Source organism: Sphingobium sp. B7D2B (assembly GCF_025961895.1).
In the GTDB taxonomy this organism is placed as follows: Bacteria; Pseudomonadota; Alphaproteobacteria; order Sphingomonadales; family Sphingomonadaceae; genus Sphingobium.
This window is the reverse complement of the sequence record NZ_JAOQOM010000001.1, coordinates 1,044,270-1,057,192: the sequence shown is the minus strand read 5'-3', so window position 1 is coordinate 1,057,192 and position 12,923 is coordinate 1,044,270. Positions and strand designations below refer to the sequence as shown.

The 12,923-nt window shown below is 66.8% G+C and carries 11 protein-coding genes; all 11 read right to left on the bottom strand.

Annotated features, from left to right (window positions below):
- Nucleotides 1–194: 194 nt before the first annotated feature.
- Nucleotides 195–1,349, bottom strand: a complete 1,155-nt coding sequence (locus tag M2341_RS04680) for a deoxyguanosinetriphosphate triphosphohydrolase (RefSeq protein WP_264584401.1) — start codon at nt 1,347–1,349, stop codon at nt 195–197.
- Nucleotides 1,346–3,028, bottom strand: a complete 1,683-nt coding sequence (locus tag M2341_RS04675; protein WP_181558872.1) for an SPOR domain-containing protein — start codon at nt 3,026–3,028, stop codon at nt 1,346–1,348. The genes M2341_RS04680 and M2341_RS04675 overlap by 4 nt, the downstream gene beginning before the upstream one ends.
- A gap of 52 nt (nt 3,029–3,080) precedes the next feature.
- Nucleotides 3,081–4,589, bottom strand: coding sequence for a cell division protein FtsZ (ftsZ, locus tag M2341_RS04670; RefSeq protein WP_264569596.1), 1,509 nt, complete (start codon nt 4,587–4,589; stop codon nt 3,081–3,083).
- Nucleotides 4,590–4,705: 116 nt separating this feature from the next.
- Nucleotides 4,706–5,965, bottom strand: a complete 1,260-nt coding sequence (ftsA, locus tag M2341_RS04665) for a cell division protein FtsA (protein ID WP_264569595.1) — start codon at nt 5,963–5,965, stop codon at nt 4,706–4,708.
- Between the two features lie 2 nt (nt 5,966–5,967).
- Nucleotides 5,968–6,930 (bottom strand): cell division protein FtsQ/DivIB, encoded by a 963-nt coding sequence (locus tag M2341_RS04660; protein ID WP_264584400.1) that lies wholly within the window; start codon nt 6,928–6,930, stop codon nt 5,968–5,970.
- Complete coding sequence (locus tag M2341_RS04655) at nt 6,927–7,889, bottom strand: D-alanine--D-alanine ligase (RefSeq protein WP_264584399.1); 963 nt, start codon at nt 7,887–7,889, stop codon at nt 6,927–6,929. The genes M2341_RS04660 and M2341_RS04655 overlap by 4 nt, the downstream gene beginning before the upstream one ends.
- On the bottom strand, nt 7,886–8,830 hold the full coding sequence (murB, locus tag M2341_RS04650; protein ID WP_264584398.1) for a UDP-N-acetylmuramate dehydrogenase: 945 nt from the start codon (nt 8,828–8,830) through the stop codon (nt 7,886–7,888). Before murB ends, M2341_RS04655 begins: the two co-directional genes overlap by 4 nt.
- On the bottom strand, nt 8,830–9,063 hold the full coding sequence (locus M2341_RS04645; RefSeq protein WP_181558866.1) for a hypothetical protein: 234 nt from the start codon (nt 9,061–9,063) through the stop codon (nt 8,830–8,832). Before M2341_RS04645 ends, murB begins: the two co-directional genes overlap by 1 nt.
- Nucleotides 9,063–10,490, bottom strand: a complete 1,428-nt coding sequence (gene murC, locus M2341_RS04640; protein ID WP_264584397.1) for a UDP-N-acetylmuramate--L-alanine ligase — start codon at nt 10,488–10,490, stop codon at nt 9,063–9,065. The genes M2341_RS04645 and murC overlap by 1 nt, the downstream gene beginning before the upstream one ends.
- Nucleotides 10,487–11,653, bottom strand: coding sequence for an undecaprenyldiphospho-muramoylpentapeptide beta-N-acetylglucosaminyltransferase (murG, locus tag M2341_RS04635; RefSeq protein ID WP_264576428.1), 1,167 nt, complete (start codon nt 11,651–11,653; stop codon nt 10,487–10,489). The genes murC and murG overlap by 4 nt, the downstream gene beginning before the upstream one ends.
- Nucleotides 11,650–12,810, bottom strand: a complete 1,161-nt coding sequence (gene ftsW, locus M2341_RS04630) for a putative lipid II flippase FtsW (protein WP_264572369.1) — start codon at nt 12,808–12,810, stop codon at nt 11,650–11,652. Before ftsW ends, murG begins: the two co-directional genes overlap by 4 nt.
- Nucleotides 12,811–12,923: the final 113 nt, after the last annotated feature.

Below are 12,923 nucleotides of genomic sequence, written 5' to 3'. Positions count from 1 at the left end.
CGGCGTATCGAAGGTGCAGTCCATGACTGAGATGCTTCGATACGGGTCTTCGCTACGCGCCTGCGGCCCTACTCAGACCCTACTCAGCACGAACGGTGGAGGGTGGCGAAGTCGGCTTCCCCCCACATGAGCCGTTGGTCGCGCGCTCCGACCCAATCGATAGTGGACAACGCCCTCGCGAACTCTGTCCTCGCCTAGGAAACTCCGAAAATCTCCTGATGCGCGCGCTCGGCGAAGCGATCGGTCATGCCTGCGATATAGTCCGCGATATGGCGGCTGCGCTCGGGCTCGGCGGCGCCGCAACTGGCATCCCAGGCGGTCCCCATCAGCGCAGGATCGGCCTGATAGGCGCGAAACAGGTCGGTGACGATCACCCGCGCCCGCCCGGCCGCGGCAAGCTGCTTCGGATGATGATAGAGATTGGCGTACATGAAGCGCTTGAGCTGGCGCTCGTCCTCCCGCATCGCATCCGAGAAGGCGACCATGGCCTGTCCCGCGCCCCGCACGGCTGTGACGTCAGCTTGCTCCAACCCGTGCAGGCGCAGGTTTTCGCGCGTGGTCATGATGAGATCGTTGACCATGATGCCAATCTGGTCCCGGATCAGTTCCCGCAACAGCTGCTCGGCCGGCAGATCGGGATAGCGCGCGGTGACCTGCTCCCAGCAGCGGCGGACGAACGGCGCTTCCAGAAGTTGTTCGAGCGTCAGAATGCCGGCGCGCAGGCCATCGTCGATATCATGATTGTCATAGGCGATATCGTCGGCAAGAGCCGCGACCTGCGCTTCCAGCGACGGCAAGCTTTCCAGCTCCAGCGGAAAGGCGGCATCGATCTGCTGCATCGCCCAGTTCGGCGCCAGCACCGGGCCGTTATGCTTGGCCAGCCCTTCCATCATCTCCCAGCTCAGATTGAGGCCGGGGAAGCGGGGATAGGCATTTTCCAGCAAGGCCAGCGTGCGTAGGCAATGGGCGTTATGATCGAACCCGCCCTGCCCGGCCAGCGCCTCCTCCAGCGCATCCTCGCCGGCATGGCCAAACGGGGGATGGCCGATATCATGGGCGAGGCACAGCGCCTCGGTCAGATCTTCATTGAGGCCCAGCACCCGCGCGATCGTCCGGCCGATCTGCGCCACCTCAAGGCTGTGCGTCAGGCGGACGCGATAATGGTCGCCATCGGGCGCGACGAACACCTGCGTCTTATGGCGCAGGCGACGAAAGCTGATCGAGTGGATGATCCGGTCGCGGTCGCGCTGGAAAATGTCGCGTGGTCCGCGCGCCTCGCCACCCGGCTCGGCATGTTGACGACCCCGGCTGCGCGCCGGGTCACAGGCATAGGGGGCGAGCACGCTCACTGCGTGCCGATCTTGCTGACTTCCTCGCCGGCTTCGCTTTGCCAGAAGAACGCATCGCCTCCCGCCTTGCGCAATTCGGTCACCACCGCTCGCGCATCCTCGGGGCGACGGAACGGGCCGATCAACAAGCGACGCGTCTCACCCCAGGTGGCTGTCCAGCCATCCTGCCCGGCAATCGTATCGCCATAGGTCCGGCGCAAACGGCGCAGATCGAAGGCCAGCGCAGCCGGATCACGCCCCGCTGCCAATTGCACCCAGTTGCGCGAAGGATTGGCCGCCAGCTTGGCCTTGCGCTCGGCCTCGGCCTTGCGTTCCGCCTCCGCCTTGGCGCGCGCCTCGGCATCCGCCTTGGCCTTGGCCTGCTGCGCGGCTGCCGCGAGCCGGCGCTGCTCCTGGATCCGCGCGACAGCGCTCAGATCCGCGACGGCGACCTGCCGGCGCTCGCCTTCCGGCACTTCGAGCGCCTGCAGCGTGTCGCCAAGGGACCGCACCGGCTGCGGCACGGGCGCAGGTGCGGGTGCCGGTGTCGGCGACGCAGACGCCGCCGGGGCAGGCGTGCTGGGTGCCGCCGGCGCCACGGCAGCGACGGCCGTCGGCGCGGGGTTGGTCACGCGACTGGCCGGCTGTGTCGCCGGAGCCGGTGAAGGAGCCGGGCGTGTCGGCTGCGGCGCAGGGGTGCGCGCGGCGGTCTGCACCGGCTGTTGCGGCGGTGGGGATGCTGCCGGAGCAGGCGGTGGCGGCGGTGGAAGCGGCTGGGCCACTGCCGCAGCGGGTGCTGGTTGCTGGGCCTGAGCCTGCGACGCGCGGCGCGCGGCCTGCTGGGCGGCCCGTCGTTCTGCCGCCGTCTGGCGTCGGCCGCCCCGCTCCCGCTCGGTGGTAGCAGCAACCTGCGTATCGCGGTTCCGCGCCGGCTCGGGTGCAGCCAAGCGGAGGACATCCGCCGGATACTCGCCATAATGGACCGCAGACACCTTCTGGCTCGCGGTCAGCAGCGGCAGGCGCTGCAGATAGGGTTCGAGCGCGTCGGCAAGGCCCTTCGGCAGCGTTGTCTGCGCAATGGAGCGCGCCTCGGCCATCTGGCCGTTCATCGCGAGAACGAAGGCCCGGATGCGCCACGCCTCACGGTCGCCGCTGGTCAGGGCGGGCTTCAGCTGCTGCTCGGCTTCCGCGAGATTGCCGGAGACGCCCAGCGAGACCGCATAATTGAGTCGTGCGGTGTTATCATTGGGATTGGCCTGCAGGACGGCGCGATAATCCTGCTGCGCCTTGGCCTGCTGCCCGGTGAGATCATAAGCCAGCGCGCGCTCGGGCAGATGCGCCTGGGCGCTGACACCCAAGGCCGAGGCAGCATCGAAGTTCGCGGCGGCATCGGCCGGCTGCTTCAAGGCGATTTGCACGACCGCAAGCCCCAGCCGGGCGCGGCCATTGCGCCCGTCCACCATATTGGCCCGCGTGAAGAAGCCATTGGCCGCCTGAATGTCCCCCAGATCGAGCGCGGCCTGGCCGGCGCCCAACAGGGCATTCACATCCTGAGGATTACGGGACAGCGAGGCGAGATGGCGGTTGAGCGCGGCTACCGCCTCGGCTGGTGGCGTGGCCTGAACCATCCCGCCGCTTTGCGCGAACACAGGCGCTGCGATGGCCAGAGAGAGGGCCAGAATGCAGCTGGTCGACTTCACGGATACACCTCTTCTGTCCGGCGGGACGGGCTGCGTCCCGCCGTGCACAGTGTTACTGGTTGTTCTGGCGATTGAGGAAGCGCGGCACCTCGAATTCGGTGCGATCCCGCTCGCTCTCGCTCTCTTCGGCATTGCCCTGCCGTGCCTGGCCACGGGCCAGCTGCGACATGCGCTCGAACAGCGTGCCGCCGCTCGTACCCTTGCTGGCCGGCTCCTCGGCGGGCTGCGGCGGCTCTACCCGAAGCGGCGGCTCCGGCGAGACGCTGTTGTCGAGCACCAGCTCATCCTCGCCGGTGATGTCGTCGAAGGTCGATGCCGCAAAGCGCGGGGCAGGCTTGGGCTCTTCCGGCTTGGGCGCCTGGAAGCTGGCAGGTGCCTCGCTGGTCGGGGCCGGAGCCGGGGCGAACGACTCGTTTCGCGCCGGCGCGACGCCGCCAAGGTCCAACCCGTCCTCATAACGCGGCGCGGGGGCAGCCTCCGGGCGGACGAGATTGGCCGGGGCCGACACGGCAGGTGCGGCCTGACGCGGCGCGGCGGCGACACCCACATCGCCCAGCTTGAACGGCTGGCTGCGGGCCTGCGCCGCGGCGCTCGCTTCATTGTCGATGCCCGTCGCGACGACGGAGACCCGGATCTTGCCGTTCAACTGCTCGTTGAATGCCGAACCCCAGATGATGTTCGCATCGGGATCGACCAGCTCGCGGATGTGGTTGGCAGCCTCGTCGACTTCCATCAGGCGCATATCCTCGCCACCCACGATGGAGACGATGACGCCCTTGGCGCCACGCATCGAGACGCCATCGAGCAGCGGATTGGCAATCGCCTTCTCGGCAGCTTCGAGCGCGCGCCCGTCGCCTTCGGCCTCGCCGGTGCCCATCATGGCCTTGCCCATCTCTTCCATCACGGAGCGGACGTCGGCAAAGTCGAGGTTGATGAGGCCGGGCATGACCATGAGATCGGTGATGCCGCGCACGCCCTGCTGCAGCACTTCGTCGGCCATCTCGAACGCTTCCTTGAAGGTCGTGTTCGGGTTGGCGATCAGGAACAGATTCTGGTTCGGAATGACGATCAGCGTATCGACGTGCTTCTGCAGCTCCTCGATGCCCGAGTCTGCCGAACGCATGCGGCGCGAGCCTTCAAAGGTAAACGGCTTGGTGACCACGCCGACTGTCAGAATGCCCTTTTCACGCGCGGCCTTGGCGATGACCGGCGCTGCGCCGGTGCCGGTGCCGCCGCCCATGCCGGCCGCGATGAAGCACATGTGGACGCCCTCAAGCGCCTCCTGCACTTCCGCAATGGTTTCTTCTGCGGCGGCGCGGCCGATGTCGGGGCGCGAACCGGCGCCGAGACCCTCGGTAATGCGCGGGCCAAGCTGGATGCGGCGTTCCGCAGGAGAGGCATTAAGCGCTTGAGCATCCGTGTTGGCGACAATGAAGTCGACCCCATCCACGGACGCGCCAATCATGTTGGCAATCGCATTTCCGCCCGCCCCGCCGACGCCGATAACGGTAATCCGCGGCTTCAGCTCGTCCACATGGGGCGGACCGATTTCAATGCTCATCAACTATCTCCTCCGGGTGCAAACCGCACCGTCACCTTGTCGGGATTCATGCACCAGATGAGCCGCCAATTCACGTTCTTTTTAACCGCTCATCCACAATATGTTGCGGCCTGACCTTAATAGCCTGCCCGCAACGCCGCGATCAGCCGCTGGACGACCGCTCCGCCGCGCGTCGTGTGGACGCGCTGCTCGCGCAAAGGCCGCTGCAGCAGATCCTGCCGCTCCTTCGATGCATAGAGCGCGAGGCCGGCGAGCGTCGCGAAAGCCGGGCCACGATGCGCCTCGGGCATGGCATCGAGCAGCTTGGGGCGGCCGATCCGCACGGCGCGCCCGAGCGCGGTCTGCGCGTAATCCGCCATGCCCTTGAGCTCCGCGCCGCCGCCAGTCAGCACGACCTGGCGCCCGACCGGCGAGTGGAAGCCCATCTCGCCCAGTGCCTTGTTGACCTCCGCCATCAGCCGGTTCAGCCGCTCGCAAATCACCCCGACCAGTTCGGCGCGAGTCACGCGGCGCGCTTCGGTCTGCTCGGCGCTGCTGGCGGCGGGCGCGATCTCGATGATCTCACGAAAATCCCGGCGCGACTGCATGGCCGAGCCGTAAAAGCACTTCATCCGCTCGGCCTGACTGCGGCGAATGCCGAAGGCGGAGGCGATATCGTCCGTCACGTCCGCCGCACCGATAGGGATGGATTTGAAGCCCACCAGCATGCCGCCAATGTGCAGCGAGACATTGGTGACGCCCGCGCCGAGCTCGACCAAGGCAACGCCAAGATCGCGCTCTTCGTCGGAGAGGCAGGCCGCAGCCGTGGCGACCGGCGCGGCGATGATGCTCTGCACATCGAGATAGGCGCCGCGCACGCTCGTCTCGAGGTTCCGCAACGGCGCGCTATCCGCCAGCACCACATGAATATCGACGCCGAGCTGATCGGCATGAAGCCCCATCGGCCGCGCGACGCCGCGCATCCCGTCGATGGTGTAGAGCGTCGGCTGCGCCTGCAGGATGACCCGGCCGCCCGGATCGATCCGCTCACGCGCCTGATCGTACAGGCTCTCGATATCGGCCTGCTCGATCCGCCGACCGCCGACATTGATCTCGACCGGCTCGACCTTGCTCTCGATGCTGCCGCCGGAGAAGCTCAGAATGACCTTCTCGATATTGGTGCCGGCGACCTTCTCGGCCTGCTCGACCGTCTCGCGCACGGCCAGTTCGGTCCGTTCCATGTCGACCACGAAACCCCGGCGCACGCCCCGGCTCTCGCGCTGACCGGTGCCCAACACCGCCAGCGTGCCGTCCTCCTGCTTGCGCGCGATCAGCGCCGACACCTTCCAGGTGCCAATGTCGATCGCGGTAATCAGCCCATCATTGCGCGCCGCCATGCTTAGCCCTCCCCACCCGATGCAGAGGTCGTCGATCGATCCTTCTCGCCGGACGTTACGACCGCCGCATCCTTGGCCGACGTCACCGCCGGCGCTTCATCCTCTTTCTTGCCCGGCGGCAGGCGCAGCACGAATCGCGCGGGATCGCGCATGTCGAACCGCAGCACCCCGCGCCCGAGCAGCCGGTCGACGCCATCCATGCGCGCGAAGTTGACCAGTGCTGCCGCAGCATCCGCATCGCCCTCTGGGAGCATCAGTTGCTCACCCGACTGAAAGCGCAGATCCCAGCGGCGCCCGCCAACCCAGGTCGCGCCCGCGAGCATCGGCTTGAGGGCCGGCGCGGCGTTCATCAGTTCGGCCAGTGCCTTGGTCCGCTTGTTGGCATCCGGCCCCACCACCAGGGGCAGATCGGGCAAGGCATTGGCCTCGACCGGGCCAAGCGCGACGCCTGCGGCGTCCACCAGCATCAGTTGCCCGCCATTCTGCCAGACCGCAGCCGGTTGCCGCTCGACCACATCGACGATCAGCGCATCGGGCAGACGGCGGGAAATCCGCGCCTCCTTCACCCAGCCCAGCCGCATGACCTCGCTGCGCAGATTGTCGAGATCGACCGCCAGCATCGAACGCTCGACATATTTCACCGCGATGTCGGAGACCTGCATCTCGTCCATGCGCTCGAGCCCGCGCACCTCGATCTTGGCGACGGCAAAGCCTGCGCGCCCGGCGAGATCGTTCACCTCGGCGCGCAGCATCGCCGGCAAGCCCATGAAGCTGGCGGTGACCCACAGCAGGATGAAAAGGACCAGGCCGATCCCCCAGGTCATCAGCCGATTGATCTGCGCCGGACTGAGCGGAACATAGTCGAGCAGCTTGTCCAGATTGCTCCTCGCCCGCCGCGGCTTGCGGCCGGCCCGGCCGCCGCGCGCGCCGCTCGCCGAGCCGCGCTTGATCGTCGCGCTGTTCATTGCTTCCCCCCACGGTCCGCCAGAGCCTCGGCGATGATGCTCTCTACGAGTTCGCCATAGCCCATGCCCAAATATTTCGCCTGCTCGGGCACCAGGCTCAACGCCGTCATGCCGGGCTGCGTGTTCACTTCCAGCAGATACAGGCCATCGAGCCCGCGCTCGTCATCCCAGCGGAAGTCCGAGCGCGACGTGCCCTTGCAGCCGAGCAGACGATGCGCCCGCAGCGCAATGTCCATCATCGCCGCAGCCATCTCGGCCGGGACGGGCGCCGGGCAGATATGGTCGGTCAGGCCATCGGTGTATTTCGCGTCATAATCGTAGAAGCCGCTCTTGGGGCGCAGCTCCGTCACCGCCAGCGCCCGATCGCCGAGCACAGCCACAGTCAGCTCACGGCCGCGAATGAACGGCTCGGCCAGCAGTTGGTCGAAATCCTGCCACGGCCCCACCGCATCGCGCGCGATCGGATTGCCGTAATTGCCCTCTTCCGTGACGATGGCGACGCCGACCGACGAGCCTTCGTTGACCGGCTTGAGCACATAGGGGCGCGGCAAGGGATCGCCGGCGAACAGGCTCTCGCATTCGACGACATGGCCGCCGGGCATCGGGATGCCATGGGGCACGAGATGCTGCTTGGTGAGCTGCTTGTCGATGGCGATGACCGAGGTTGCCAGACCGCTATGCGTGTAGGCGAAGCCCATGATGTCCATCAGCCCCTGGACAGTGCCATCCTCGCCCGGCACGCCATGCAGGGCATTGAACACGATGTCGGGATTGGCCGCGATGAGCTTGGCCGGAAAATCACGGCCCTCCGCCCGGGTGGCGCCCAGATCGATAGGCACGACCTCATGGCCGCGCTCTTCCAGCGCCTGGATGATGCCCTTCGCGCTCGACAGCGAGACATGCCGCTCGGCGGCCCAGCCCCCCATGAGCACGGCGACCTTGAGACGCTTGATGCTCATTGTCCCTGCTCCTGCGCCGAACGCCCCACGCGCTGAATCTCCCATTCGAGGGTTATGCCACTTTCTGCCTGCACGCGACGGCGCACTTCCTCGCCAAGGGACTCGATGTCCGCACTGGTCGCCCCGCCGATGTTGATGAGGAAATTGGTGTGCTTCTCGCTCACTTGCGCCCCGCCAAGGCTCAGGCCCCGGCAGCCGGCCCGGTCGACCAGCGCCCAGGCCTTTTCGCCCGGCGGGTTCTTGAAGGTCGATCCACCCGTCTTGCTGCGCAGCGGCTGCGATTCTTCCCGCGCGGCCGCGATCCGGTCCATCTCCGCCTGAATGGCCGCCGGCTCGGCCGGCACGCCGCGGAATGTTGCCGCGATCACCACCGCACCTTCGGGTAGCGTCGAATGTCGATAGGTGAAGCCGAGCGCGTCCAGCGGCAGCACAACACGCTCGCCGGAGCGCAGGATGACCTCTGCCTCGACCAGAATGTCCTTCACCTCCCGGCCATAAGCACCGCCATTCATGCGCACGAAGCCCCCGACCGTGCCGGGGATGGAGCGGAGAAACTCAAGCCCGCCAATGCCTGCATCGCGTGCGGTGGAGGAGACCAGAATGCCCGAGGCGCCCCCGCCGCACCGCAGCGTCTGCGGCGCGCTCTGCTCGACGCGCGCGAAGGCTTTGCCCAGCCGCACCACCACGCCCGGCACGCCGCCATCGCGAACGATCATATTGGACCCAAGGCCCAGCGCCATCACCGGCACCGACAGGTCCAGCGCCGAGAGGAACTGCGCGAGGTCATCCGCGTCCGCCGGCTCGAACAGCCAATCCGCCGCACCGCCTGCCTTGAACCACACCAACGGCGCGAGCGGCGCACCGCGCGTCAGCTTGCCCCGCACGGCAATGCCGTCGGGGTTCAGGTGTCGATCGACGTTCACGGAAGCGGTAGGATTCATCAGGAGCGACCGCTCCACCAGCTGGACCAACGCCCGATCAGATCGGCCTGGGCCTTGCCGGCGCGGTTCATGGCTTCGCCCATGTCGAGCGCGGCCTGCCCCATGCCCTTCGGCCCCATGGCGGCATGGCTCTCGACGGCGTCGATCATCTCGCGCGCCATGTCGAGGCTCTTGCCATGCACCTCGATCATCCGTTCCTGCATCTCCAGGCCAATGCGCATCAGCTCCCACATCAGCCGCGCCCCTCGCCCGATGCCGCGATGGCCGGCGCCAGACCAGCCGCCCATTTGGTGATGTCGCCCGCGCCGAGGCAGACGATCATGTCATCGGCCTTCAGATCCGCGGCGAGGGCCGCGGCGAGCGCATCGGCATCGCCGATGGTCTGCGCCGCGCGATGGCCGCGACGCTTGAGGCCGGCGACCAGCGCATCGGCATCCACGCCGTCGATCGGTTGCTCGCCGGCCGGATAGACGGGCGAAACATAGACCATGTCGGCATCGTTGAAGGATTGCTGGAACTCGTCCATCAGATCGCGCAGCCGCGTGAAGCGGTGGGGCTGCACCACGGCGATCACCCGGCCCTGCGCACCCTCGCGAGCCGCTGCGAGGACCGCGCGGATTTCCACCGGGTGATGGCCATAATCATCGATCACGACGGCCCTGCCGGCGCCCGTCTCGATCTCGCCCACCTTGGTGAAGCGCCGCTTGACGCCGCCGAAGCTGGCGAAGCCAGTCTGGATGGTCGTATCGTCAATGCCCATCTGCAGGGCGACGCCGATGGCCGCCATGGCATTCAGCACATTGTGCCGGCCGGGCATCGGCATGGTGATGTCCGCAATGCGTCGCGTCGAGCCATCACGCTCGCGGATCTGCACGTCGAACATATTGCCGCTTGGAACGGGCCGGACATTCTCGCCGCGCAGGTCGGCCTGGGCGGAAAAGCCATAGGTCACGATGCGCCGGTCCTGCACGCGCGGCAGGATCGCCTGCACTTCCGGGTGATCCAGGCAGAGCATGGCCGCGCCATAGAAGGGCACATTCTCGACAAACTCGACGAATGCATCCTTCACCGCATCGAACGAGCCATAATGATCGAGATGCTCGGGATCGATGTTGGTGACGACGGCATAGGTACCGTCCAGCCGCAGGAAGCTGCCATCGCTCTCATCGGCCTCGACCACCATCCAGTCGCTGTTGCCTAGGCGCGCGTTGGAACCGTAGCTGTTGATGATGCCGCCATTGATGACGGTGGGGTCGATGCCGCCGGCATCCAGCAGCGCGGCGATCATCGAGGTCGTCGTCGTCTTGCCGTGCGTGCCGGCCACCGCGACGGTGGATTTGAGCCGCATCAGTTCGGCCAGCATCTCGGCGCGGCGGATGACCGGCACGCGGTTCTCCAGCGCCAGTTCCACTTCCGGGTTGCCCCGCTTGATCGCGGTGGAGGTCACCACCACGGCGGCATCGCCCAGATTCTCGGCCTTGTGGCCGATCATCACATTGATGCCGAGATCGCGCAGATGCTGGATGACATAGCCTTCCGACATGTCACTGCCCTGCACGCTGTAACCCATATTGTGCATCACCTCGGCGATGCCGGACATGCCGATGCCGCCGATACCGATGAAATGGATCGTGCCGATATCCGTGCCGACGCCCTTCATGCGCCCGCTCCCGCGAGGCCGGCCATGCGCGGCGCCTCGGCGGCCCGCACGGTGTCGATGGTCTGCGGCGCGGGGCCGAAGCTCTCGATGAGGTCGCACATGTCCTTCACCGCATCCGGGCGGCCGCAACGATGCGCGCGCTTGGCGGCGTTCTGGAGCGCGCCCGGTTCCATCGCCAGCTTCTGCATCTGGCGCGCCAGTTCGGCGGGGGTGAACTTGCTTTGATCGATCGCGCGGGCGCCGCCCGCCTTCACCATCTCGAGGACATTATAGGCTTGGTGGTTATCCATGGCACTCGGCAAAGGTATGAGGATGGCGGGGCGCCCCGCGGCGGTGAGTTCGGCAATGGTCGAGGCGCCGGCGCGCCCGATTACGAGGTGCGACCAGGCGAGCTTGGTCGGCATGTCCTCGATATAGGTCGCCAGATCGGCGGGAATTTCCATCTCGGCATAGAGCGCTCGGACCTGCTCGATGTCCTCGGGCCGGCATTGCTGGGTGACCTGCAGGCGCCGACGCAGGCTGATCGGCAACATGCCCAGCCCGGCCGGCACGACTTGCGAGAGGATCGACGCGCCCTGGCTGCCGCCAGTGACCAGCAGGCGCAGCACGCTCTCATCTGAGAAGACCGGGAACGGCTCGTCGCGCAGGGCCAGAACGGACTCCCGCACCGGATTGCCGACCAGATAGGTCTTGTCCGCGTGGCGTTTGGCCAGACGCTTCACATCAGGATAAGCGGTTGCGATGGCAGCGACCTTGCGGGCCACCAGCCGGTTGACGCGGCCGAGCACCGCGTTCTGCTCATGCACGATCGCCGGTATGCCTTCCGCAAAGGCGCCGAGCATCGCCGGCAGCGCCGGATAGCCGCCGAAGCCCACCACGGCGGCCGGCTCGAAGGTCGAATAAAGCTGCCGGGCCATGGCGCGCCCTTCGAGAATGGCCTTGAAGCCCCTGATCCAACCAGAAATGCCGCCGGACATGCGGCCCGCTGGCAGCACATGCGTCTGCACATCCTCGAACAGGCCCGGAATCTTGGCGCCGCGTTCGTCCGTGATCAGGGCGACGCGGTGGCCCCGCGCCATAAGCTCCTGCGCAATGGCGTGGGCGGGGACCATGTGCCCACCCGTGCCACCGGCAGCCAGAACATAATGCCGAAAAAGGCTCATCGCCCGCTCCATGTGACGACGTAGGGGGAGCGCGACATATACGGGTTCCGCCGGGTGAAGGCCAGCAGCAGGCCGATGCCCGAGCACAAGGCAATCATCGACGAGCCGCCATAGCTGATGAACGGCAGCGTCATGCCCTTGGAAGGGAAGATGTGAATGTTCACGCCCATGTTGATGACCGCCTGCACGCCCATCACGAAGACAAGGCCGGAGGTTGCCATGACGATGAATGGATCTTCCTCATCCAGCAGCCGCAGCAGGACCCGCACGATGATGGCGAGATAGACGAGCGCGATGGCGATGCAGGCGATTAGGCCGAACTCCTCGCCGATCACCGAGAAAATATAGTCGGTATGGGCCTCGGGCAGATTGAACTTGGCGGTGCCGCCGCCGGGACCAACGCCGGTCAGGCCGCCGCGCGTGATGGTCGCATAGGCCAACTGCACCTGATCCGGCCCCGCCGCCGGATCGACGACCGGGTTAAGGAAGGAATCGATGCGCTCGCGACCATTGTCGTAGAAGAGATAGGTCAGCACGAACAGGCCGAGGCCGCCGCACGCAAAGCCCGAGAGGAGCTTGATCGACGCGCCGCCCACCAGCAGCAGCGCACCCCAGCAGGCCACGAAAATGACCGTCTGACCAAAGTCCGGTTGCCGCATGAGCAGTAGGGCGACGATGCCGGTCAACATGCCCGTCAGCGGGATCACCGGCAGCGACGGATCACGCGCGCGCAGCGACAGCAGCCAGGCAATGGCGACGACGAAGAAGGGCTTGAGAAACTCCGAGGGCTGGAAGCGGAAGGCGCCGCTGCCCAGCCAGCGGGAGGCACCGTTCACGCTTGTCCCGATGATCGGCACCAGCACGAGCATCACCGCGAACAACGCCGCCAGACCGACCGCCAAACGGCGGGCCTGGGTGCGCGGGAGCATGGAAATCACGATCATCAGCGGCAGGCCGAGGCCGATCCACATGAGCTGGCGATAGAAGAAATAGAGGGGCGAGAGCGAGGCCGAGTGGGTCGACAGCTTGGCCGCCGCCACGGGCGAGGCCGCCGCGACCGCCACCAGCCCGATCGCGATCAGCACCACGATGAGGCCGAGCAGCACCCGGTCGATCTCCCAGAACCAGATCGCCAGCGCAGTCCGCTCGCGCGGCATGGGCTTGCCGGGGCGGGCGCGCAAAGGAGACAAGGCGACATCGAGCGGCGGCGCGGTAACCGGCTTTGCCGCCTCGCCTTCGACCATGACCACGCCTTCGTCTCCGCGCTCGC

Excerpts from the sequence above, each read along its gene's own strand:
- murC (WP_264584397.1), bottom strand. The coding sequence starts at position 10,490 with ATGAAGGGCGTCGGCACGGATATCGGCACGATCCATTTCATCGGTATC.
- ftsA (WP_264569595.1), bottom strand. The coding sequence starts at position 5,965 with ATGGCGGCGCGCAATGATGGGCTGATTACCGCGATCGACATTGGCACC.
- M2341_RS04655 (WP_264584399.1), bottom strand. The coding sequence starts at position 7,889 with ATGAGCATCAAGCGTCTCAAGGTCGCCGTGCTCATGGGGGGCTGGGCC.
- M2341_RS04645 (WP_181558866.1), bottom strand. The coding sequence starts at position 9,063 with ATGTGGGAGCTGATGCGCATTGGCCTGGAGATGCAGGAACGGATGATC.
- ftsZ (WP_264569596.1), bottom strand. The coding sequence starts at position 4,589 with ATGAGCATTGAAATCGGTCCGCCCCATGTGGACGAGCTGAAGCCGCGG.
- M2341_RS04660 (WP_264584400.1), bottom strand. The coding sequence starts at position 6,930 with ATGAACAGCGCGACGATCAAGCGCGGCTCGGCGAGCGGCGCGCGCGGC.
- ftsW (WP_264572369.1), bottom strand. The coding sequence starts at position 12,810 with ATGCCGCGCGAGCGGACTGCGCTGGCGATCTGGTTCTGGGAGATCGAC.
- murB (WP_264584398.1), bottom strand. The coding sequence starts at position 8,830 with ATGAATCCTACCGCTTCCGTGAACGTCGATCGACACCTGAACCCCGAC.
- murG (WP_264576428.1), bottom strand. The coding sequence starts at position 11,653 with ATGAGCCTTTTTCGGCATTATGTTCTGGCTGCCGGTGGCACGGGTGGG.